Below are 21,107 nucleotides of genomic sequence, written 5' to 3'. Positions count from 1 at the left end.
AAAACCTATCCTTCCCCGTTCGCCATATTCTTCTTCGTCGAGTCGTACTTCGCCGCCTCTGTGTCACCGAGCTGCTCACCAACGATGACGTCTTTCGACTCGTCGGTCAGCTTGGTACCGGTGTCCTCCGTCAGGCGCGCACGGCGCTGGTACTCACGCACCAGCTTCATGCGGTCCTCGCCGCGCGGGCGTCGGCCCGGCCGGATATCAACCGCGGAAACCTTCGACGCCTGGATGTTGACGTTCGGGTCCAGCATGATGCCCAAAAGGTCGTTCGGTCCATCGCCTTCGACCTCGGCGTAGGAACCTGCGCCGAAGTGATACGGCATACCGATCTGTTGGAACTCATGACCGTCGATGACCAGGGTCTTCATGCGCTCCGTGACCAGCACTCGCGCCTCGATGGCGTTGCGCGGCGAGATGATCGTCGCCCAGTCACCATTCTTGAGCCCGACCGCTTCGGCCAGCTTATGCGAGACCTCACAGAACAGCTCCGGCTGCAACTCCGCCAAGAACGGCAAGCTTCTCGTCATCGAACCAGAGGTGTACGCCTCCGTCAGACGGTAAGTGTTCAGCATGTACGGGTACACGCCAACACCCGGCTCGCCAAAGTTCGGCGCCGAGAGGTTGTCCTCCCCACGCATCACAATTCGCGACGGCGACTGCTGCTGCTTGTACAGCGGGTTCGCAAACGGAGACTCCTGTGGTTCGTAGTGCGTCGGCATCGGGCCGTCAACCATTCCGGTTGGCGCGAACAGCCAGGCCTTGCCGTCCGCCTGCATGATGAACGCATCATCGCCTGCAAGCGCTGCAGGACCGACCGCGTCGCGCTCTGGCTTAAACCCAGGTGCGCGGTTGACCGGGAAGTCCACAACATCGTCGGACTCCCACAGCTCCTTGTCCTCGTTCCACCAGACCAGCTTCTTGCGCTCCGACCATGGCTTGCCGTCCGGATCCGCAGAAGCACGGTTGTAGAGCACGCGACGGTTCATTGGCCATGCCCAGCCCCACTCCAACGCCATCGCGTTCTGCTCCTGGCCTGGGCGCTTGTTCGCCGAACGGTTGACGTCGTCAGCGTACACACCACAGTAAATCCAGCAACCAGAGGAGGTTGAGCCGTCAGCCTTGAGATCCGCAAACTTGTCTACAAGCTGTCCCTTGCGAGGACCGTCGAGATAGTAGCCGTTGATCTCCTTCAGCACCGACTCCGGCAGAATCTCACCGTGCTCATCGCACTCGTAGTCCCAGGTGATCTTCTGCAACGGCACGTCGCGCGAGTCGGTCGAGTCCTTGACTCGCTCCTTCAAGCGAAGTCCCAAGTCGTAGAAGAACTCGAGGTCACTCTCGGCATCGCCCGGCGCATCCTTGGCCTTGTAGCGCCACTGCAGCACGCGCGAGGTCTGGGTAAACGTACCTGCCTTCTCAACGTGGTTCGCAGCTGGGAAGAGGAACACCTCAGTGTCGATCTCCTCCGGCGAAATCTCACCGGACTGCACCTCTGGAGAGTCCTTCCAGAACGTTGCCGTTTCGATTTCAGAGAAATCACGTACGACGAGCCACTTCAGCTTGGTCAGCGCCATGCGCTGAATGCGACCGTTCGACTGCGCAACCGCAGGGTTCTGGCCGAAGACGAAGTAGCCGTCGACAAGCCCCTGGTTCATCAGCTGCAGCGTGTGGTACGTCGAGTGCGCACCAGTCAACCTTGGCATGAGGTCCATGCCCCAGTTGTTCTCCTCGGTTGCGGCGTCACCCCAGTAGGCCTTCATCAACGACACAGCGAAGGTGTCGCCGGTCTGCCAGAAGCCCTTCTGATCACGCTTCGACACTGCTGCCAAGTACTCGTCCCACGTCTGGTGCGTGGACTGCGGCATCGGCAGGTAGCCAGGCAGGATGTGGAACAGCGTCGGCACGTCCGTGGAGCCCTGAATCGATGCGTGGCCACGCAGCGCCATGATGCCCGAACCCGGACGGCCGATGTTGCCCATCAGCGTCTGCAGGATCGCACACGTACGGATGAACTGTGCGCCCAACGTGTGCTGAGTCCAGCCAAGCGCGTACGCGAAGCAGGTAGTGCGATCGCGGCCAGAGTTCTCCGCAATCGAGTTCGCGAGGAAGTAGAAGTCCTCCTCGGAAATACCACACGACTCAGCAACAACCTGCGGGGTGTAGCGGGAGTAGTGGCGCTTCAAAATCTGGAAGACTGTTCGCGGATCCTGAAGGGTTTCATCCTTCTCAACGTCCCACGAAGTCTGCGCATCCCATTTCTTGCGCGCCTGCCACGACTCGTTGGAGTAGCCGCCCGTTTCAGGGTCGTATCCAGAGAACAGACCTTCGAGGTCCTCGGTGTCCTGGAACTCCTCACTGATCAACGTCGAAGCGTTGGTGAATGCCTTGACGTACTCCTCGAAGTACAGGTTGTTTTCCAGCACGTAGTTGATGACAGCACCCAACAGAATAATGTCGGTACCACCACGAATCGGGATGTGCTTATGCGCCATCGCCGACGTACGCGTGAATCGAGGGTCAACGTGGATGATTCGTGCACCACGCGCCTTCGCCTCCATGACCCACTGGAACCCAACTGGGTGCGCTTCGGCCATGTTAGACCCTTGGATGACAATGCAGTCCGCATTCGCCATGTCCTGCAGTGGCTGGGTCGCTCCACCGCGTCCAAACGAGGATCCCAAACTGGGAACCGTGGAAGAGTGTCATATACGAGCTTGGTTTTCTACCTGCACCGCGCCCGCTGCAGTCCACAGCTTCTTGATCAGGTAGTTTTCCTCGTTATCCATCGCGGCGCCGCCCAGGCCTGCGATGCCCATGGTTCGACGCACAGGGCGCCCCTTGTCGTCGAAGTCCTGCCAGCCGTTTTCACGGGCTTCGAGGAACCTGTCGACGACCATTTCCATGGCGGTTTCGCGGTCAAGCTTGACCCATTCCTTGGAGCGCGGTGCTCGGTACAGAATGTCGGTCACGCGGTTTTCCGCGTTGACGAGCTGCTCGGAAGCTGCACCCTTCGGGCACAGGCGTCCGCGTGAGTGCGGAGAATCCGGGTCGCCTTCAATTTGAATGACCTTATTGTCTTTTACATATACGCGCTGGCCACAGCCAACAGCGCAGTACGGACACACGCTCTTGACAACGCGGTCCGCTTCTACAATGCGGCCTTCCATTTCTTGGCTGCGCGCAGATTCGGTGTTTTCGCCTCGGGCGAAGGCGTCACCACCGCGTATCTGGCGCACAACCGGCCAATTTAAGGGACTAAAACGAGACATACCGGCAAGGATAGCCCATTTTGCGAAGGTTCCCCATCGACATACCCCCAGGTCATTGATTAGGATACCCTTACTTTTGATGCATTTTTGCCTCGCAGGCGTAAAATAGCGCCGTAACATCAGTTTTCAACTACACCTTCAAAGGAGCTTGACTATGGACAAGAAATTGCAAGATGCAATGAACGAGCAGGTCACTGCGGAATACCAGGCGGCACTGCTGTACCGCCAGCTCGCCTACACCATGGAGGCACAGTCTTTCCCGGGCTTCGCATCCTGGTTTGCTGAGCAGGCGCAGGAAGAGTGCGACCACGCAGAGAAGTTCGCAACGCACCTGATCGACCGGGGTCACGACGTCACCTTGCACACCGTCGCACTCGACGCTCCATCGATCGATTCCCCGCTCGCAGCGTTCAAGGCAGCGCTGGAGCACGAGCGCAAGGTCTCTGCGATGATTCGCAACATCGCTGGCATCGCCGATGAGGTCAAGGACTTTGACTCGCGCTCACTTATCACCTGGTTCCTCGACGAGCAGATCAGCGAAGAGGCAACGGTTTCCGAGATTGTTGACCAGCTGACACTTGTCGGCAATGATGGTTCTGGACTGCTGCGCCTGGACTCGGGTCTTGGTCAGCGCAACGATTCTTCGAACTAACCCAATATTCGCCCAATAATTATCGACGTCCACTTCCCCACAGCCTGCTGCGGTGAAAGGGGACGTCGAATATTTTGCCTCACGACGTTTCATCCCAGGAGCCCCATGCCTTTGCCGCCTTTGACCCGAATTATCGCCTGTGCCACTACTCTTGCTCTTGCTGCGACGGGGATTTCGGTTCCCTGCGCGCAGGCGCAAACCAACTCGATTTTGCCCGCGTGGCCTACTGTTCGTCCTAATGGACCCGAAGACCTTCCATCGAAGCCAAAGCAAAAACCGATGAAGATGCCAGATGGCACCGTCGTCCAAATCATGGGTGATGTGCTCGGCCCGTGGGCCGCGCACGTCGGTATCGGGGCTGGCGATCTAGGTACGATGACCCCGCTCAACGGTGATGAGTTCGCGATGATCTTCGGTGATTCGTTCCGCGGTAAGAAGTTCGGCGAGGGTGATTGGATCAGCCCTGTTGGCGTAGTTGCGCGAATGAACAACGGGCAGATTGAAATCCTTCGCCCGCTCAAGGGGCACCGTGACGCATACGGCCTGATCAACTACTACCGGAAAGAAGGCGACAACCTGACCCTCATCCCGTCCGATGTGATCAACATCAACGGAACGCTGTACATGCAGGGCATGTGGAACCGTGGCATCGGCAATGTGCTCGAGACACAGACATGGAAGTCCACAGACGAGGGGAAAACCTGGAAGAGCATCGGGCGCACCCCTAACTACTACCTCAATGGCCTTGGCCAGCTCATCTCTTGGGAAAAAGGGCCAGACGGCTACATCTACGCAGTGATGTCCGGCTTCCAGCGCGAGCACCCGGTGTACCTGGCTCGCTTTACCGAGGAGCAGATTGGCAGTCAAGAGAGTTGGGAGCTATATAATCCCAACACCGACGAGTGGGGCAACGAAGCTGGCGCGATCCTGCACGGTAACAAGATCAAGGCCGGCGAGATGAACCTGCGATACATCGACAACCACTGGGTGTTCGTGATGTTCAACGAGGCCACGCTCGCCGTCGAGGTCCGCATTTCGGATACGCTGCCACAAAGCTGGAACGACGTGCCTGTCGCGACAATCGCCAAGAATGGCTACTGGGACTTTCAGCAGACGCCGATGAATTTCTCCCAACCTTACGGTGGGTACATCGTACCGGGTTCCACGATCGCGAACCTCGACGTCGTCATTTCGCAGTGGAACACGAACACCAACGAACGCTACATGTCGACGCAGTTCAACGTCAAGGGCCTGGACACGTTCTTCGGTATTGACCCTGAAGCGATGCGCCCGCACGACCAAAACGATGTCGACGTCAACGTCACACCAAACCCACCGCAGACCGATGACATGGACGCCGAAGATAACCTGATGTCCTCGGAGGGCAGTTCCAAGACGAAGGCGGCGCTCATCACGGTTGGTGTGCTCGCCGGGCTGGGCTTAATCGCTGCGGTGACGTGGCCTACCATCCGCGAGTACCTACCACCGCAGTTACAGCAGCTTGTGGGTTAGCGCAGTTCTTCCTTGACGTAATCCTCGACGTTTTCCATGAATGTTTTCGGCGGTGCAAAGAAGTTACACCCGGTGAGTGCCGTGGAAAAGTCGAGGATTCTGTCATAGTTGCCAACTGGCTCTCCGATGAACATGCGGCGCAGCATCCGCTCGGTGATGGCGACGTCCTTCGCGTAGCTCATAAAGAATGTGCCCTGCTGGCCGGCTGCGTCACCGAAGGTGAGGTTGTTGCGGACGATCTCCAACGATTCGCCGTCTTCATCTTCGATCGAGTTCACAGCAACGTGACTGTTGGCCGGTTTCGCGTCGTCGTCGAACTCGATGTCTTCGTGCTTCGTTCGGCCGATGACACGCTCCTGCTCCTCGACGGGTAAATCGTCCCAGGCTTTCAGATCGTGGACGTACTTTTGCAGCACGATGTGGCTGCCACCCGCCCACTTTCCTTCGCGGATAATCGCCGTTGCGATGCCGTCTTGGCCACGCGGGGACTCGGTGCCGTCGACAAACCCGAGTGGGTCGCGGAAGTCCTGGTACTGGAAGGCGTGCGTCTCATCGAAGTCTTCGATGGCGTCGCCGAGCTGTTTCGTGATGCGGCGCGCAAGTTCGAAGGCGACGTCGTATTCGTCGGCACGAATGTGGAAGAACAGGTCGCCCGGTGTCGACGGCGCGTGGTGCTTCTCTCCTTGCAGTTCAACGAACTCGTGGAGGCCCTCAGGCTTTTCCACGGTGAAGAGGCGATCCCACATCTTGGCACCGATGCCGAGCACTGCGCTCAAGTGAGCCTCTGGCCAGCGGAAGCCGACGCCGTTGACGAGCCCCGCGAGGCCACCGATGATGTCCACCACCTCCCCCTCATGACCCGGCGCGATGGTCAACGTCAAAAAGATCGCGTCTTTCGATTGCGGCAGGATGACGTTCTGGGAAACTCTTGTCGAATGTAGATCGTCCATAGGTGCCATCATAAGACCCAGGTGCCCTTTCGCCACCCGTGACCACCCGGTAAAGTCAGTGCGATGGACACTCCTCGCAGCACGGCTCCCTGGGCGGCGTTGTGGTCGATGATGGTTGGCTTTTTCGTCATCCTTGTTGACTCAACAATCGTCGCCGTTGCGATCCCTGCGATTGCCAGCGCGTTTGATGCGACGTATAACCAGATCATTTGGGTTAACAGCTCCTACCTCCTTGCGTACGCGGTGCCACTGTTAGTGACGGGTCGGCTCGGCGACAGGGTTGGACCACGGACCGTGTACCTGTTCGGCTTGAGCCTGTTCACGGTTGCCTCACTTGCGTGCGGTTTGGCCACCTCGATAGAGGCCCTGATTCTTGCCCGCGCTGTGCAGGGTTTTGGGGGTGCGCTCGTGACGCCGCAAACTATGTCGGTGATGCTGCGTACGTTCCCGCCGAAACAGCGCGGTGGTGCCATGGGAGTCTGGGGCGCGACGGCTGGAGTAGCTACAATTGTCGGGCCGCTGCTCGGCGGCCTCCTTGTCGACGCCTGGGGCTGGGCGTGGATCTTCATCATCAACGTCCCAGTAGGCATTGTTGGTATCGCCTTGGCTTGGGTTTTCGTGCCAAAGCTTGAGCAGAATGCAAGGACGTTCGACTGGGTCGGTGTCGCGTTGTCCGCGTTGGGAATGTTTTGTCTCGTCTTCGGGATTCAAGAAGGACAAACGTACTCGTGGAGCCAGCCCATCGTGGGTCTGATGCTCACCGGCGCCGCATTCCTGGTGCTTTTCGTATGGTGGCAAACTCGAACCACTCGAGACCCGTTGGTGCCGTTGGAACTATTTTCGGACCGGAACTACTCCCTCGCCTGCGTGGCGATTTCCACGGTTGGCTTCGCAGTGTCCACCTACGTCATTCCGTGGATGATCTACGTGCAAAATGTGCAGCACTACACCCCAACCCAGGCGGCGATGCTCCTGCTGCCAGCAGGCTTCATTTCCGGCTGCTTCTCCCCTTGGGTTGGCAAGCTCACCAACACCCATCAACCAAAGCCGTTCGCAATCGCGGGCCTTACCCTCGTCGCGGTTGCGATTGGTGGCGCATCCTTCATCACTGACCCCGATATCTCCCCAATGTGGCTGCTCGTGGTCTCAGTGATCAACGGGTTTGGCAACTCCATGGTGTGGGGGCCATTATCCATGATCGCGACGCGGAACCTCGACCCGCGACTGGCCGGGGCGGGCTCCAGCGTCTATAACACCGTGCGCCAACTCGGTGCGGTCATTGGTTCGGCAGGTATCGCGGCAATGATGTCACAACAGCTCACGCGCCAACTCGGGCCAGCAGCTGCCGACTTTTCCGGCGGTGGGAGCACCCAAGCGCTCCCCGACCTCCTTCACGAGCCATTCGCACAGGCGATGTCCGCGTCTATGCTGCTACCGTTGGGCGTCGTCATCGTTGGCGTACTTGTTTCCACCAGGTTCGTACGCACCCAGTCTTGGAACGATTAATCTTCCAAGGAAATCATGTACACAGGCGGCTCAATCTTGAAGTAGCCGAGGTGCTCCCAGAAGGCACGTCCTGCGTCGTTGCCTTCTGCCACCATCAGGTGCACTGCTGGGGCTTTACGTTCGCGCAGCCATTCCACGCAGCCGTCGGAAAGCAAGCGCCCCACGCCGCCTCCCCGGGCGCTAGGTCGCACTCCTGTCATGTGAATCCACCCGCGGTGGCCGTCGAAACCTACGATGGTCGCGCCGTCAACGACGCCCTCTGGAGACTCAGCGACAAGCACTGTGCTACCGGGGCTTTCCATCGCGAGATCGAAATCGGTTGGCGGGTCATTCCATTCCTGGGTAATACCAGATTCATCCCAAACATCGACGACCGCCTGGCGGTCGTCAGGGCGGGCTTCACGCAATGTGTACATAACAGGTAAGAATAAACGCTGAAAGGTAGAGCATGAAATGCGACGCAAACCCCGCACCCAAAAGAAATCCATCACGGGAGCATTCCCCGTAGACACCGGTACGGCAACCATCATCGCCGACGACCTTCGCGACGGCGGCTACACCCTCGAGCTCAACCGCGTACCAAGCTCCTACGTTGTGCTTGGCGCGCCGGAGGTGCTGACGTTCGACTACATGCAGTGGATCACGGGATTCATCAGCCCCGGCGACACCGTGCCCTCGGATTTCCGCGCGGTCCACCTCGGCGGGGCTGCGTGCACGCTGCCTGCATATTTCGCACACCGCTACCCCCAAAGCCACCAGACGGCGGTGGAAATCGATCGGAAACTCGCGCAGCTCGTACGCTGGGCATTTCATGAGAACCTCGAACCTGTCACAATCCGCTGCGCCGAAGCACGCGCGTTCACGCATGCCTGCCAGCGACGCAGCCTTGACCTCATCGTTCGCGACGTCTTCAGTGGTCCCTCCACCCCTCGCCCGCTGACCACCGTCGAGTTCTTCCGCGCTTGCGCTGCCGCCCTTCGTCCGGGTGGCATCTACATTGCGAACATCGGCGACAGGCAGCAACTTCCAAACACTCGCGCGGAGATAGCCGGGCTCCTCGAAGTGTTCTCTTACGCGGTGGCCGTCGCGCCGCCAGCAATGCTCGACGGCCACGAGTACGGCAATGTCATCGTCGCAGCGAGCAACACCCCCTTAGTTTTCGACGCCACCACCGCCCCTTCCCTTGCCGTCAAGGATGGCACGACGCTGCTCGACGGCGCTTCCACTCGCCGCCTTGCCCGGCGCGACTAACGTTTGCAACCGCAACGGACAGAATGAGCGTTTTTGGGGCTCGCAGTAGAGGACTAAGGTAACAATTTTGTCACGTCTGGGAGAAAGGGCTGATCTTTGAACCATTTTCGCGCAATGTTTACGATGGCACCCGCACGACGGAACCACATCCCCGCATTTCGTACAGCCGCCGGAGTAGCCATCCCACTACTGTTTTTGCTGTGTATCGGCCGTTTCGACCTCGCCATCTACGCCAACTTCGGCGCGTTCACAGGCGTCTACGGGCGCCATGAAACCCGATCAGAGAGGGCACGCCATCAGCTCCTTGCAGGTACCGCCATCGTGATCGCGATCGCCATCGGCGCGACAATGTCCTGGACACACACCAATCAGTGGCTCATCATGCTCATCTCTGCCATCGCATCCTCGGTGTGGGCGACCATCGCGCTGTGGTCAGGTACACGCCCAACCGGGTCCGTGTTCGTACTCTTCGCAATCGCCGCGGTGGGGTCCCTGGCCCACCCGGCACACCCACTGATCGCGACGGCAGTCGCTGCGGCAACCGCCGGACTTTGCTTTGGGCTCGGGAGAATATCGCACCTCATCGGGGAAGGTCCTAATGCACGCGAACCGCGAGGGGTGGAAGTGGGCGTCGATAAGCAGGCGCTGAAGCGAGAGGCAGCGCGATTCTTCCTCGCTCCCCTGCTCGCTGGAACGATCGGCATCATCTCAGTCGCTCTCATTGACCCGCTGTCGCACTTCTACTGGGCGATGGTCGCTGCGGTAGTACCGCTGGTCAACAACCGCTACCGAGTGCAGTACTTCCGGGCGCTGCAGCGCATGCTCGGTACCCTTTCCGGCATTCTCGTCGCCGGGTTCCTCCTGTCGCATCACATGCAGGAATGGCAGTTCGTGATATGGATCATCATCCTGCAGTTCTTGACAGAAACCTATGTCACCCGCAACTACACACTGGCAGCAAGCTTCATCACCCCGACCGCCCTATTGATGATCCAAGCCGTCGAACCTGCCCCCGTCGCGCCAATGCTCCTTGCGCGCAGTGCGGAAACCATCCTTGGCGCAGCGTCAGCGCTCGTAATTATCGCCATCGGGTACACGAAAACGAATCCGCACCTGGTGCGCCAACGCTTCAAGGTTGCCGCACCGAAAGCCTAAGCACTAAACCTCAAACCGGTACTCGGAGCCATACCGCGGCTGGTACAGCGCCGCATACTCCACATCAACAGCCCTGAAGTGTGGCGATGTCACTTCCGCGAGCGCCTGGATGTAGTCTCCTACGATTGCTTTCGGCAGGCGTAGACCCATCGTCAGATGCGGTATCCACCGAGCACCACGGCCATCGGGATTGAGTTCGCTGAGTTCCCGTGCTGCCCGCTCGAGCTCGTCCGAGCCTTGCAGCAGCCACGCCACCGTCTGCTTCGACTTCGTCCCGAACAGCACCGTGCCTACCCGGTCCAGGCGAGCAGGCAAGAGCTGCGGCAGGAGCTCACCCGCCCGGGCGATCACCTTTCGTGACATCTCAGGAGCAAACGTGACCGACACGTGTGGACGCTGCTGCTGTACGGGATAGCCGCGCTGCGCCAGTGCCTCATAAATCTTGCGAATCTCCTGCTCTTGCGATTCTGGCAGGCGCAGCAAAATATTCTCCGGGGACATGGCTCACTCGTTACAGGTTCCTCTATATGGGGCCAGCAGTTGCTGTGCCGTCGGGCGCAGCTCGTCAGCGGACTCGTTGATGTCTCTCAGGTCCACGATAACGTCAGGGTTGCCGAACGCCTTGCGGACGCGATCGAGGGCTTCGGGAATGCTTAACCCGTCGGCAGCAGAGCCCAGGATCACGTCTTGCAGGGCGTTTCCTCGGCCCCAATCTTTGTAGTCATCAAACCCATATCCAGTGCCGGTGAGCACTTTGTCGTTGTTGAATTTCAACGCGATGACACCGTGTTCGACCCGCCACATCCACGCTGTTCCCGGACAGGGCTCGCTGGTTTTCGCGTTATAACATGGCGTCGGAATCATTTCGAGGCCCATGTACCGGTAGCGATCATCACTGCCATTGCTTGCCATGTTGTTCGAACGCCTCCGTCCTCAAGTGCTTGCCTGTCACGTATCAACGTACCAAACTGCCAGAAGGTTAGCTCATTTGTTCGAATCGTGCCGATCTGTGTCGGCGGGGGTTGATAGGGTGAGAGCAACTCACGAAAGGAGGGGTCATGACCAGCACAATCACCCGATGCGTCAACGATATTTCGGCAGCGCTGCGCACGTTAAGTGAGCTTTTCGCCGACCCCTCCGCCCTCACATTCAGTGATATCCGGCACGAAATGGAACGCCTCGAGGAGCAATTCAAAAAGAAGGCAACTATCGACGCCGCGTTCGCCTTCATCGCCGAGCGCGAAGAAGCTGGCCGAATTGTCGGCGCTAACTACTCCAACGCGTACCTCCAGCAGTGCCTCGACCTGTCAAAGGGCGAAGCCTACAACCGCCTTGAACGCGGCCGACTCCTCTTCGGCCAGCCGCCAGCACCTAGCACTCCCCCGGCCAGCGAGGAAAGCACCGAAGAGCTTTCGCTCGCCCCCATGAAGTGGAGCAACAGCAGGCAACTGCCAGAAGAACGTCTTACCAGGTTAGTGCAGAGAAGCAAAACATCATCCGGCGCGAACTCGACAAGTTGCTCAAAGCTGGCGTGGACGAACGCACCCGCATCTACTCCGCAGCCATGACCGAGGGCTTACGTCGCAACCCCGAAGACCTCCGGCAGTTCGTTCGCCGCGCAGTCAGCGACGTCAACCGGAAACACGCCCCACATACCAACCCTAATGCCGGGTATGAAAATCGTGGCATGTCCATTGGTCGTCGCAAATCGGATGGCACTGTAGACATCTACATCAACGCTACGGCTGGAGATGCCGCCCTGATCAAAGCGCACACAGACAAGGGCCTCGCGCCAAACTCCAACCTTCCAGCAGCGATGCACGACGAAGTGGACTCCCGCACCCGGCAGCAACGTCGGTTCGACCAGTTCTTCGCCATTTTCAAACAACACGAGCAATCGCACCAGAAGGCGAACGGTGGCGCTGCCTCGGTGGTCATTGCGCTTACTCTCGACGACCTCGCCGACGGCGATGCTTCCATGCTTTACGGCACCAACACCGGCATCGAAGTCGACTGTTTCGATCTTGTACGCCTCGGCATGGACGGAACTACAGACTTCCTCCTCCAAGTGGACGGCGTCACCTCGGTGCCACTGTGGATGGGGAGAACAACCCGGCTCGCATCGGTCGAACAGCGAATCGCAATGTTCGCCATCCAAGGGGTATGCTCCTGGCTCGACTGCACCACCCCTATGTCAGAATGCGAGGCACATCATATCCTCGCCTGGATAAAGGGAGGCCACACCGATATCGAAAACCTTACTGGTCCCTGCCGCGAGCACCACAGATGCAACAACGACAACAGAGATAGCGCCTTTAACAAGGGCTACATGGATTTCGATTCGAAAACAGGCAAGGCTGGGTACCGAAAGCACCCGTCCGATCCAATGAAATTCAATCAATCGGTGCCTGCGAAACACTCGGCGGTCAGCAGAATCTACGAGGCAAAAGGCAGGTGCAACTGCGTACGGACCGGAGAGCGTGACCCAGCCTTGTGCCCGCCAGGCCTCTCACCTCCCGTTACGGCTCCACTATCTCAAAGCGTCTAGGGTCGGAGGCATGAAGATCTTTACCGTCGGCCATTCAAACCTCGAGTTTGACCAATTCGTGGGCATGCTCGAGGCTTCCGGCATGCGTGCTGTCGTGGACGTACGCAAGCTTCCAGGCTCCAGAAAGTACCCCTGGTTCAACGACGATCAACTTGCCGAACACTTACCCGAGCACGGCATCGAATACTCCCGAAACGAAGGGCTCACCGGGCGGCGCAACGTGTCCAAAACAGTCCCCTTCGAGGTGAACGGCAACTGGCGCAACCGAAGCTTCCACAACTACGCGGACCACGCACTTGGCGACGAATTCGCACAGTCACTCCAAGCGCTCAGGGAACAAGCCAGGACATGCCCAACAGTAATCATGTGCTCAGAGGCAGTCTGGTGGCGTTGCCACCGACGCATCATCGCCGACCACCTCCTGGCCCACGGCGACAACGTGCAGCACATCATGGGAATGACGCAGCACGGCCCCACCCTAAGTGCAGCGAAGCTCAACGACGGAGCTGTCGTCGGCGAGGATACGAAAGTGCGCTACCCGGAGAAAGAAACCAAGTAGCAAGGCTCAACTACCCGCCACTGCCCCTGTTCCCATTTCCGCAGTACACGCCAATTTTTAGCTATAGTGGCGCTAACTTCTCAAAATGCTTCTTAAACTGCATTGATCGAACAGGTCGCAAGATCTTCGCTTCAATGTCAGTTCAGTGCATTTTAAATAGTTCACTACTTACTGTATAGTTCAGCATATGTTGACTATTGCTTCACGCCTCGATGTCATGAACCGGCTCGGCCGGGCCATGGCGGATCCGACGCGCTCCAGAATCCTGATGACCCTACTCGACGGCCCGAGCTACCCGGCTGTGCTTTCGCGCGACCTGGACCTGACCCGCTCGAACGTCTCGAACCACCTGACCTGCTTGCGTGACTGCGGCATCGTCGTCGCCGAGCCGGAGGGCCGCAAGACACGCTACGAAATCGCCGATCCGCACCTCGCGACAGCGCTCAACGCGCTGGTCAACGCGACGTTGGCTGTCGACGAGAATGCCCCGTGCATCGACCCTGAGTGCTCGGTGCCCGGCTGCGACGAGAAAGGAACGGACGCATGAGTTCAGCGTGTGGATGCGAACACGAACCAACCACGGAAATCGAAGATCTCGATCGGCCATGGTGGAAGGACCCCGAGTTGCTACTGCCGATCTTCTCCGGCGTAGCCCTCTGCATAGGTCTGGCGCTGGGCTGGTCCGGGCTAGAGGCACCCGCGACAGTACTGTTCTGGGTCGGCCTACTGTTGGGGGCGTATACGTTCGCGCCCGGCGCTACCCGGAACCTTGTCACGAAGCGCAAGCTCGGCATTGGCTTGCTGATGACAATCAGCGCGGTCGGCGCGGTAATCCTCGGTTACGTCGGAGAGGCCGCGGCGCTAGCGTTCCTGTACTCGATCGCCGAGGCGCTGGAGGACAAGGCGATGGACCGGGCCCAGAGTGGACTGCGAGCACTGTTGAAATTGGTACCACAGACCGCGACGGTGCAGCGCGACGGTACGGCGGTCGAAGTCGCAGCGAAGGACCTCGTGGTTGGCGAGCTGATGCTCGTTCGCCCCGGGGAGCGGATCGCCACGGACGGCATCATTCGTTCCGGACGCTCCAGCCTTGACACCTCAGCGATCACCGGAGAATCCATTCCAGAGGAGGTCGCACCGGGCGACGAGGTGCCCGCGGGAGCGATCAACTCCGCCGGTGTGCTGGAGGTCGAGACGACCGCAGCTGGAACTGACAACTCGCTGACCACACTCGTGGACCTGGTCGAGCAGGCACAGGCGGAAAAGGGCGACCGCGCCCGGATCGCCGACCGGATTGCCCGACCCCTAGTGCCCGGGGTGATGATCCTGGCGGTGCTGGTCGGCGTGATTGGCTCGCTGCTGGGCGACCCCGAGACGTGGATCACCCGTGCGTTGGTGGTTCTGGTCGCAGCGTCGCCGTGCGCGTTGGCAATCTCCGTGCCGCTGACGGTCGTGGCCGCGATCGGCGCGGCCAGCCAGTTCGGCGTGGTCATCAAGTCCGGCGCGGCGTTCGAGCGGCTCGGCGGCATCCGTCACCTGGCGGTGGACAAGACCGGAACCCTTACCCGCAACCAGCCCGAGGTTACCGGGGTGGTCCCGGCGGACGGATTCGATCGGGCCCAGGTGCTTTCCTTCGCAGCGGCAGTTGAGCAGCAATCGACGCACCCCCTCGCCGCGGCGATCGCGGCAGCGGCGCCCGAAGCACCCGCCGCCTCGGACATCAGCGAGGAAGCCGGTCATGGCATCGGCGGCACCGTCGAAGGTCGACGGGTGCTGGTGGGCAGCCCCCGGTGGATCGACGCCGGGCCACTGAAGGCAGACGTTGAGCGCATGGAGTCCGAAGGTCAGACCTGCGTCCTGGTCACCGTCGATGACACCCTCGCCGGAGCGATCGGGGTCCGCGACGAGCTGCGTCCCGAGGTTCCCGAAGCTGTGCAGACCCTGCACGCTAACGACGTGAAGGTGAGCATGCTCACCGGCGACAACACTCGCACCGCCCGGGCGCTGGCTGAGATCGCCGGGATCGACGATGTGCGCGCCGAGCTACGCCCAGAGGACAAGGCAAGCATCGTCGCCGAACTCTCCTCCAAGACACCGACGGCCATGATCGGCGACGGCATCAACGATGCTCCGGCACTGGCGGGCGCAACGGTGGGTATAGCGATGGGAGCGACCGGCTCTGACGCCGCGATCGAGTCCGCTGACGTCGCCTTCACCGGCCACGACCTCCGGCTGATCCCTCAGGCACTGCAACACGCCCGCCGAGGCAGCAGGATCATCAACCAGAACATCGTGCTGTCTCTGGCTATCATCATCGTGTTGATGCCGCTGGCGATCAGCGGCGTGCTGGGCTTGGCCGCCGTCGTATTGGTTCACGAGGTCGCCGAAGTCATCGTGATCTTGAACGGCCTGCGGGCTGCACAAGCGAAGCGCTGAGCCACACTTTCGTCCAGCGCGCTGGCTCCCCAACGCGGATCTTAGAAGGATCGTTCTGCTCAGGGACCAAGCGTCATCTCAAAACTTTTGATGCCGAGCTTTATCGACACGGCCCGCAACAACCTGGGCAGTGTGTTTGGCAAAAGGCCCCACACCCATCAGCGTTGCCGAGCCGTCGCCGGTCCAGTTGCCATAACCGACTAGATGCAGATTCTTCACCGCGGCTTCGCGGCCGCGCATGAGGTGGCGGAATGGACCGAGGGTTGGGCGAAAACCAGTGCACCAGATCAGGTGGTCGTGGTCCAGCTCGTTCAAGCTATCGAAGATGGGGGTAGCGGTGAGCTGACCGGAGTTGCGGAGCTCACGTAGATGAGGCAATGCGACAATGTCCCCGAGGTTCGGGTCGGCATCGCCACCGAGAATCCGGCGGCGGCTGCGGAGAAAGAGATCGCGACCATCGACATCATCAGGCATCCAGCGCGGTTGCTCACGTGTGAACCATGTGACCTCCGACGTCCCGATGAGGTCCGCGGCGATCTGAGCACCCGAGTTCGCCCCACCGACCACCGCAACTTTCGCATCGCGGAATGGTTCGGGACCAGGGTAGGTCGACGAATGCCACTGGCGTCCGTGAAAAGTGCCGGGATAGTAGGGCACGAAGGGCGCGGACCACGTGCCTGTGGCAGCGACAACGTGTTCCGCCGTGAATTGACCGGCGGTCGAATCTAGGGTGAACGTCCCTCCCTCGTGGGACACGCTTCGAACGTGCACTGGGCGCCTCACCGGGAGGTCGTACCGTTTTTCGTAGCTTTCCAGATAGTCGATGACATGACTTGCAGGCGGGTACCCCGGGTAGTGCGGCATGGGCCAGCCGGGCAGATTGGAGAATTCCGCGGCGGAGAAAAGCGTCAATGACGGCCACGTATGCAACCACGCTCCACCAGGTTCCTCCTGGTTGTCTAGGACCAAGAAGTCCACTTCGTAGCGTCGCAGGTAGTACGACGTGGCTAGGCCGGACTGGCCACCACCGACGACGATCGCCGTATGATGCTCAGCCAATCGATCATCCCTCCAGAATCTCCCGGAAGCGCCACTCAGTGTCGTTTCTCATCGGGCACATGCCCGCCCAGGTGTGTCTCCGCGATCTCACCAACGGGAGAGCTTGTCAATGGTAATCAACGATCTCCACCTTAATGCCCCGCGTTACACGTTGAACTTGAACTCGACCGAGTTTCAGTCGAAAGCTACCTGCCTTTTCGCACCATCAAGCGTAGTAAAATCCTCACCACGGTGCGCACGTATAAGTGGGAGCTGCGCGCCGCGGAGAACTGCGTGACCGAACGTGTGTCGGTGAACGTTGAAGGCGACGGATGGGCGAAGCCTCGAGCTGTTTAGGTCCGAGCAAGGCGTGGGCCGGTGGAAACCAATGAAGACGCCCAGCCTGAAGATCTGCTCTCCCCCGGTATCGTCCAGTCAGCCGACCTGAAAGCCGCGCTCGATTGCGATCTCGGTCTGTGTCCTCTCACCAACACAATGCCTATTCGTCGCTTGACGCTGCTTGAGACTCAGGTTCCGAAAACGCAGCTGATCATGGCTTGGATTGATATACCGTCCCTCCAGGTGATCGCATCAGACCAGTACTATAGCTCCGTCGATGCTGAAACTGTCCGATACGAAAGCGAAACACGGGGAGTCGACGTCGAGTTGGAGGTCGACGGTGACTGAGTGGTCGTACATCACCCTGATCTCGCACGTCGGGTCTGATCCGGAAACAACTCTAACTACGCTGGGCGGTATGAACGATCTGACCATCGCGCCCGGACCGGGGATCCCCGGTGGCCTCGTCGTCGCCGCGGCGGACCTGTCGGAGCGGTTCGCGAAGGCATCGGGCCCGGGCGGCCAGGGCGTCAACACCACCGACAGTAAGGTGCAGCTGTCCATCGACATCGCGGAATGCGCATCGCTTTCCGACACCCAACGCCGCCGCGCTCTCCACAACCTCGAACACCGCCTGGACGGCACGGTGCTCACCGTGAGCGCATCGACGCAGCGGTCGCAGGTCCGCAACCGTGCCGAGGCGCGGGAACGCATGGCCATCTTGTTGCGCGAGGCTCTCGCCCCACCGCCTCCCCCGCGGCGGAAAACGAAGCCGACGCGCGGCTCGGTGCGGCGCCGTCTCGAAGCGAAAAAGCGGCGCTCGGAGCTCAAGTCCACGCGACGGCGACCCCAAATTCCCTAGTTCGAACCATCCGCGTGCATATCCTCACGCTGACGGACCTGGTTCGGGTAACTGCTACGCCGAGACAGCGTGAACCGGCTGAATCCTCTCGATCTCGGCGAGGATTTTGTCTTCTGCCACATCCAGGTCGTACTGGGTCTGTAACCCGAGCCAGAACTGGGGGCTCATTCCGAAGAACTTAGCCAAGCGAAGAGCAGTGTCCGCGGTTACAGCACGCTTACCGTGAACAATTTCGTTGATCCGGCGGGGCGGAACGCCGATGGAGACTGCGAGCTTGTGCTGGGTGATCCCCATTTCCTTGAGAAAGTCCTCCATGAGGATCTCACCGGGGTGAATCGGAGGGAGCTTGTCAGTGGTAGTCAACGATCTCAACCTCCTCTGGCCCCGCGGCAGACCACCGAAAACAGATCCGCCACTGGTCGTTGATTCGAATGCTGAACTGACCCCGCCGATCACCTTTCAACGCCTCAAGCCGGTTCCCCGGGGGAATCCGTAACTCATCAAGAGTCTGCGCGTACCCAAGCTGGCGAAGCTTGCGCAGCGCTACTGAGTGAATGCGGGAATCGATCGAGTGAACCCGCTCTCGATTCCACAAACGCTCAGTGTCTTTGTCAGCGAACGACTGGATCACGCTTCACCCTATCCCCCATAACGCGAAGCGTCAATAACGCTACACGTTAAATTTGAACTCGACGGAGTGTCGTCGATAAATAACTATTCGATGCGCAAAGTACAACGAAATACCGCTAGAAACAGACAACATATGGGGGTGCACAGAAACACATATAAGTTCTGCGGAAAACCTATAGGGTGCGTCGCTAAAAACCGCTGTGCGCGAAAAACATAAAGGGTTTACGGACCCGGTCCCAGACCCCTCAATACTCTGAGCCGGAAGAATGGAAAGTGGAAGGTTGATGTATCCCCACTATTTATTTTTTCCGTTTTTCGGAGTACATCGGGAGCTACAACTGCGGACCAGCTCTGTGTGAACTAGATGAGAAGGCGCAGCAGCGAATCATCGACGCTGGACAGTTGGTGCTGCGGGCACGCGAGCGGCACCCCCAGCGGTCACTCGCGGAGCACTACAACCCGTTATCGATGGACCCAATTCTGCTCAAGGCCCACAACAACTTGGACCGGGAAGTCGATAAGGCTTTCGATGTGGCACGCAAACTCACCAACGAGCGCCAGCGCCAGGAGCTACTGTTCGCCAGCTACGGGGAGTTGGCGAGGGGCTATGTCTCCTCGCTTTCATCAAAATCGAAACCACCAGCAGGGTCGTTCCCCGTGCGGGTGATTTTGATCGGTCCCGCTGCTGGGTGTAGAACCCTGTCGCTGGCAACGCCGGGAACTATGACTGTGCCCGACGAGAACACGTCACTGCCATAACGCGGCTCACGGTAGACGAACATGGGTCGTTCACTACTACTGGTGGATTTCGGTTTTGGTGGTGGGGGGATTACCGCCGCCGGCCTCGATTTTTTCGTTGAGGAGGGCGTTGACTACTTCCCGATTGTGAAATGGGCCGATGGCGCGGTGAAGAGGAACCAGTCACCTGGAAGAGATCGATCCAGTCGCTGGTGTGCAATCTGGGAGGTAGGGTTGCGGGGTCGATTCCTCGCGAGCGCAACCATGATTGTGTCTCTGAACGTGATGAAAACAACCCTGCCCTTCGGAGAATTTCCCCTATCCCGCGTCCCCGGGCGGTGAAAACGGTGTGCACCATCGCCTGAAAGGCTTTGCGTTGCTCTATCGGGATCTTCGGGTCACCCACCCGGCGGATCACTAAGATCCCCCCGTCAACGTTTGGCTGTGGCCGGAAAGCAAACCTTGGTACTCGGGAACCAAGGTGAAACGTGAACCATGGGGACCACTGAGCTGTCATCATCGTGCTTGCACCTACCCCGGCCCGGCGGCGAGCGACTTCCCACTGCATGAGGAGTACAGCGTCAGTCCATGCCGGCGCATGCAACAGCTTTCGAAGAATGGCAGTGGTGAGGTGAAAGGGAATGTTTCCCACAATGACGCAGGGAGTGGCGGGTAACGGGAAGTTGAGGAAATCATCATGGACCACTTCGACCGACGCCGAGGCGGTCTTTTTTGTGAGTTTGGCAGCTAGTTTTGCGTCTACCTCAACTGCCGTTATTGCCCTCCCCAAGTGGGCCATCGGGTGAGTGAGGGCACCGCTTCCTGGCCCGATCTCAATGATGGGGCCGGAGGTTTGTTTTACAAGATCGACGATGGAGTTGATGATCTTGTGGTCTGTGAGAAAATTTTGGCCATGCTCGTGACGGCCGTGTCCGTATGCAGACATCAGGTGTGCTCCTTGGATTTGAAACGGAGCCGGGCATGGCAAATGGCCGCCCGGCTAAAGGACCGGAGCGGTTTCTAACCTGCGGGAGGGAGAAAACCGCCTTAGCGGCTGGTGAGCGGCCGCATGAAAACGGAACCTGAAATCAACATGGGCCTATCGTATCCAATTAATTTCGCAGGGTCCAATACGGTGAGAAAGAAGACAACCGCACCGCAACAGTGCAAGACCTCTCTGGATTGGAATTTAATTGAACATGGGTTTGGGGTACGACGCGCCCTACTCGGAGTGGCACGGACACTACGGCTGCGCGCCCACACACAACAGTAAAGAGCTCGGCAATGCACAGACACGTAACGAGAGCGCCACAAATGTATGTACGTTTAAGTTACAGCATCGACACTGACGCTCCACATGGAGGGACGGCCGCAGCCCCGCAGCAAGCACACGGCAGGGTGTCTGCTTCGGGCGACGTGAAATTACGCAGAAAAATACGAAACACATCACCGCAGGTCACGGTAGGTATTTGCGGGTCATTTCGTAATCTCGTAAACGAAAAGAACAAAACTACGAAACACAAAAACACACGTTGAGCAGCGTAAATGGTTTTCGTTTCGTAATTTTTCCACTTTTTGAAGAAAATCTAAATAAGAAGAGACACCTTGATTGCGATTGTGTCCCGTGTCACATAGCTGCAACCCCTGCAGCGTGCC

23 protein-coding genes are annotated in these 21,107 nt (G+C 59.2%); 13 read left to right on the top strand and 10 right to left on the bottom strand.

The features are described from left to right. Window positions 1-5: 5 nt before the first annotated feature. Window positions 6-3,275, bottom strand: coding sequence for a formate dehydrogenase-N subunit alpha (gene fdnG, locus HMPREF3170_RS09855; protein ID WP_246814966.1), 3,270 nt, complete (start codon window positions 3,273-3,275; stop codon window positions 6-8). Between the two features lie 154 nt (window positions 3,276-3,429). Between fdnG and HMPREF3170_RS09845 the strand changes: the two genes are divergently transcribed. Then, window positions 3,430-3,927: a ferritin gene (locus tag HMPREF3170_RS09845; RefSeq protein ID WP_070362717.1), complete on the top strand. Its 498-nt coding sequence runs from the start codon at window positions 3,430-3,432 to the stop codon at window positions 3,925-3,927. A 279-nt stretch (window positions 3,928-4,206) separates the two neighbouring features. Next, window positions 4,207-5,439, top strand: a complete 1,233-nt coding sequence (locus HMPREF3170_RS09840; RefSeq protein ID WP_070479408.1) for a DUF4185 domain-containing protein — start codon at window positions 4,207-4,209, stop codon at window positions 5,437-5,439. Here the strand turns inward: HMPREF3170_RS09840 and HMPREF3170_RS09835 are convergent. After that, on the bottom strand, window positions 5,436-6,389 hold the full coding sequence (locus tag HMPREF3170_RS09835; protein ID WP_070479406.1) for a Dyp-type peroxidase: 954 nt from the start codon (window positions 6,387-6,389) through the stop codon (window positions 5,436-5,438). The two genes, HMPREF3170_RS09840 and HMPREF3170_RS09835, sit on opposite strands and share 4 nt — an antisense overlap. Window positions 6,390-6,452: 63 nt before the next feature. Here HMPREF3170_RS09835 and HMPREF3170_RS09830 point away from each other — a divergent pair, with 63 nt between their 5' ends. After that, window positions 6,453-7,895 (top strand): DHA2 family efflux MFS transporter permease subunit, encoded by a 1,443-nt coding sequence (locus HMPREF3170_RS09830; RefSeq protein WP_070479404.1) that lies wholly within the window; start codon window positions 6,453-6,455, stop codon window positions 7,893-7,895. Here the strand turns inward: HMPREF3170_RS09830 and HMPREF3170_RS09825 are convergent. Then, window positions 7,892-8,311 (bottom strand): GNAT family N-acetyltransferase, encoded by a 420-nt coding sequence (locus HMPREF3170_RS09825; RefSeq protein WP_070479400.1) that lies wholly within the window; start codon window positions 8,309-8,311, stop codon window positions 7,892-7,894. The two genes, HMPREF3170_RS09830 and HMPREF3170_RS09825, sit on opposite strands and share 4 nt — an antisense overlap. A gap of 37 nt (window positions 8,312-8,348) precedes the next feature. On the opposite strand from HMPREF3170_RS09825, the gene HMPREF3170_RS09820 reads away from it, so the two are divergent. Further along, window positions 8,349-9,146, top strand: coding sequence for a spermidine synthase (locus HMPREF3170_RS09820; protein ID WP_070479398.1), 798 nt, complete (start codon window positions 8,349-8,351; stop codon window positions 9,144-9,146). A 123-nt stretch (window positions 9,147-9,269) separates the two neighbouring features. Further along, window positions 9,270-10,301, top strand: a complete 1,032-nt coding sequence (locus tag HMPREF3170_RS09815) for an FUSC family protein (RefSeq protein ID WP_168161644.1) — start codon at window positions 9,270-9,272, stop codon at window positions 10,299-10,301. A gap of 3 nt (window positions 10,302-10,304) precedes the next feature. Here HMPREF3170_RS09815 and HMPREF3170_RS09810 read toward each other — a convergent pair whose 3' ends face one another. Beyond that, entirely contained in the window at window positions 10,305-10,802 is a 498-nt protein-coding gene (locus HMPREF3170_RS09810; protein ID WP_070479395.1) for a 2'-5' RNA ligase family protein, read from the bottom strand. 3 nt (window positions 10,803-10,805) lie between these two features. Continuing rightward, entirely contained in the window at window positions 10,806-11,213 is a 408-nt protein-coding gene (locus tag HMPREF3170_RS09805; protein ID WP_141742277.1) for a hypothetical protein, read from the bottom strand. Window positions 11,214-11,359: 146 nt separating this feature from the next. Between HMPREF3170_RS09805 and HMPREF3170_RS11985 the strand changes: the two genes are divergently transcribed. The 5 genes from HMPREF3170_RS11985 (at window position 11,360) to HMPREF3170_RS09780 (ending at window position 15,844) form a co-directional block, all read left to right on the top strand. Continuing rightward, window positions 11,360-11,869: a hypothetical protein gene (locus HMPREF3170_RS11985; RefSeq protein WP_070479391.1), complete on the top strand. Its 510-nt coding sequence runs from the start codon at window positions 11,360-11,362 to the stop codon at window positions 11,867-11,869. Next, window positions 11,833-12,849, top strand: a complete 1,017-nt coding sequence (locus HMPREF3170_RS09795; protein WP_246814965.1) for an HNH endonuclease signature motif containing protein — start codon at window positions 11,833-11,835, stop codon at window positions 12,847-12,849. The genes HMPREF3170_RS11985 and HMPREF3170_RS09795 overlap by 37 nt, the downstream gene beginning before the upstream one ends. A gap of 10 nt (window positions 12,850-12,859) precedes the next feature. Continuing rightward, complete coding sequence (locus HMPREF3170_RS09790) at window positions 12,860-13,408, top strand: DUF488 domain-containing protein (protein ID WP_070479386.1); 549 nt, start codon at window positions 12,860-12,862, stop codon at window positions 13,406-13,408. A 187-nt stretch (window positions 13,409-13,595) separates the two neighbouring features. Continuing rightward, the gene (locus HMPREF3170_RS09785) at window positions 13,596-13,955 is read left to right on the top strand and encodes a Cd(II)/Pb(II)-sensing metalloregulatory transcriptional regulator CmtR (protein WP_070362728.1); all 360 of its coding nucleotides are present in this window, start codon (window positions 13,596-13,598) and stop codon (window positions 13,953-13,955) included. After that, on the top strand, window positions 13,952-15,844 hold the full coding sequence (locus tag HMPREF3170_RS09780; protein WP_070479384.1) for a heavy metal translocating P-type ATPase: 1,893 nt from the start codon (window positions 13,952-13,954) through the stop codon (window positions 15,842-15,844). Before HMPREF3170_RS09785 ends, HMPREF3170_RS09780 begins: the two co-directional genes overlap by 4 nt. 78 nt (window positions 15,845-15,922) lie before the next feature. Here HMPREF3170_RS09780 and HMPREF3170_RS09775 read toward each other — a convergent pair whose 3' ends face one another. Further along, window positions 15,923-16,903 carry an NAD(P)-binding domain-containing protein gene (locus tag HMPREF3170_RS09775; protein ID WP_070479383.1) on the bottom strand — a complete coding sequence of 327 codons (981 nt, stop codon included), beginning with the start codon at window positions 16,901-16,903 and terminating at the stop codon, window positions 15,923-15,925. A gap of 357 nt (window positions 16,904-17,260) precedes the next feature. Between HMPREF3170_RS09775 and HMPREF3170_RS09770 the strand changes: the two genes are divergently transcribed. Then, a complete protein-coding gene (locus HMPREF3170_RS09770; protein ID WP_246814964.1) occupies window positions 17,261-17,569 on the top strand; it encodes a putative glycolipid-binding domain-containing protein in 309 nt (102 codons plus the stop codon). A 70-nt stretch (window positions 17,570-17,639) separates the two neighbouring features. Continuing rightward, window positions 17,640-18,083: an alternative ribosome rescue aminoacyl-tRNA hydrolase ArfB gene (gene arfB, locus HMPREF3170_RS09765; protein WP_070362731.1), complete on the top strand. Its 444-nt coding sequence runs from the start codon at window positions 17,640-17,642 to the stop codon at window positions 18,081-18,083. Between the two features lie 54 nt (window positions 18,084-18,137). Here the strand turns inward: arfB and HMPREF3170_RS09760 are convergent, their stop codons facing one another. Beyond that, window positions 18,138-18,398, bottom strand: coding sequence for a HigA family addiction module antitoxin (locus HMPREF3170_RS09760; RefSeq protein ID WP_070363545.1), 261 nt, complete (start codon window positions 18,396-18,398; stop codon window positions 18,138-18,140). 34 nt (window positions 18,399-18,432) lie between these two features. Beyond that, entirely contained in the window at window positions 18,433-18,714 is a 282-nt protein-coding gene (locus tag HMPREF3170_RS09755) for a type II toxin-antitoxin system RelE/ParE family toxin (protein WP_070479380.1), read from the bottom strand. A 404-nt stretch (window positions 18,715-19,118) separates the two neighbouring features. Between HMPREF3170_RS09755 and HMPREF3170_RS11980 the strand changes: the two genes are divergently transcribed. Further along, window positions 19,119-19,472 carry a type IIL restriction-modification enzyme MmeI gene (locus tag HMPREF3170_RS11980; protein WP_016423158.1) on the top strand — a complete coding sequence of 118 codons (354 nt, stop codon included), beginning with the start codon at window positions 19,119-19,121 and terminating at the stop codon, window positions 19,470-19,472. A gap of 70 nt (window positions 19,473-19,542) precedes the next feature. On the opposite strand, the gene erm is transcribed toward HMPREF3170_RS11980, so the two are convergent. Then, window positions 19,543-20,397 carry a 23S ribosomal RNA methyltransferase Erm gene (gene erm, locus HMPREF3170_RS09745; RefSeq protein ID WP_070479378.1) on the bottom strand — a complete coding sequence of 285 codons (855 nt, stop codon included), beginning with the start codon at window positions 20,395-20,397 and terminating at the stop codon, window positions 19,543-19,545. A gap of 530 nt (window positions 20,398-20,927) precedes the next feature. Further along, the coding region (locus HMPREF3170_RS11860) for a hypothetical protein (protein ID WP_210385514.1) at window positions 20,928-21,107 on the bottom strand (180 nt) is incomplete at its 5' end.

The organism is Corynebacterium sp. HMSC08D02, assembly GCF_001807505.1.
GTDB classification, from domain to species: domain Bacteria; phylum Actinomycetota; class Actinomycetes; order Mycobacteriales; family Mycobacteriaceae; genus Corynebacterium; species Corynebacterium pseudogenitalium.
The sequence above is the reverse complement of the archived record's forward strand: the minus strand, read 5'-3'. Positions and strand labels throughout refer to the sequence as shown.

What these genes read in the sequence shown, in the direction of transcription:
- HMPREF3170_RS09820 (WP_070479398.1), top strand. Translation starts at nt 8,349, where the DNA reads ATGCGACGCAAACCCCGCACCCAAAAGAAATCCATCACGGGAGCATTC.
- HMPREF3170_RS09805 (WP_141742277.1), bottom strand. Translation starts at nt 11,213, where the DNA reads ATGGCAAGCAATGGCAGTGATGATCGCTACCGGTACATGGGCCTCGAA.
- HMPREF3170_RS09815 (WP_168161644.1), top strand. Translation starts at nt 9,270, where the DNA reads ATGGCACCCGCACGACGGAACCACATCCCCGCATTTCGTACAGCCGCC.
- HMPREF3170_RS09790 (WP_070479386.1), top strand. Translation starts at nt 12,860, where the DNA reads ATGAAGATCTTTACCGTCGGCCATTCAAACCTCGAGTTTGACCAATTC.
- HMPREF3170_RS09845 (WP_070362717.1), top strand. Translation starts at nt 3,430, where the DNA reads ATGGACAAGAAATTGCAAGATGCAATGAACGAGCAGGTCACTGCGGAA.
- HMPREF3170_RS09835 (WP_070479406.1), bottom strand. Translation starts at nt 6,389, where the DNA reads ATGGACGATCTACATTCGACAAGAGTTTCCCAGAACGTCATCCTGCCG.
- HMPREF3170_RS09830 (WP_070479404.1), top strand. Translation starts at nt 6,453, where the DNA reads ATGGACACTCCTCGCAGCACGGCTCCCTGGGCGGCGTTGTGGTCGATG.
- HMPREF3170_RS09760 (WP_070363545.1), bottom strand. Translation starts at nt 18,398, where the DNA reads ATGGAGGACTTTCTCAAGGAAATGGGGATCACCCAGCACAAGCTCGCA.
- HMPREF3170_RS09780 (WP_070479384.1), top strand. Translation starts at nt 13,952, where the DNA reads ATGAGTTCAGCGTGTGGATGCGAACACGAACCAACCACGGAAATCGAA.
- HMPREF3170_RS09810 (WP_070479395.1), bottom strand. Translation starts at nt 10,802, where the DNA reads ATGTCCCCGGAGAATATTTTGCTGCGCCTGCCAGAATCGCAAGAGCAG.
- HMPREF3170_RS09840 (WP_070479408.1), top strand. Translation starts at nt 4,207, where the DNA reads ATGAAGATGCCAGATGGCACCGTCGTCCAAATCATGGGTGATGTGCTC.
- HMPREF3170_RS09825 (WP_070479400.1), bottom strand. Translation starts at nt 8,311, where the DNA reads ATGTACACATTGCGTGAAGCCCGCCCTGACGACCGCCAGGCGGTCGTC.
- HMPREF3170_RS11985 (WP_070479391.1), top strand. Translation starts at nt 11,360, where the DNA reads ATGACCAGCACAATCACCCGATGCGTCAACGATATTTCGGCAGCGCTG.
- HMPREF3170_RS09785 (WP_070362728.1), top strand. Translation starts at nt 13,596, where the DNA reads ATGTTGACTATTGCTTCACGCCTCGATGTCATGAACCGGCTCGGCCGG.
- arfB (WP_070362731.1), top strand. Translation starts at nt 17,640, where the DNA reads ATGAACGATCTGACCATCGCGCCCGGACCGGGGATCCCCGGTGGCCTC.
- erm (WP_070479378.1), bottom strand. Translation starts at nt 20,397, where the DNA reads ATGTCTGCATACGGACACGGCCGTCACGAGCATGGCCAAAATTTTCTC.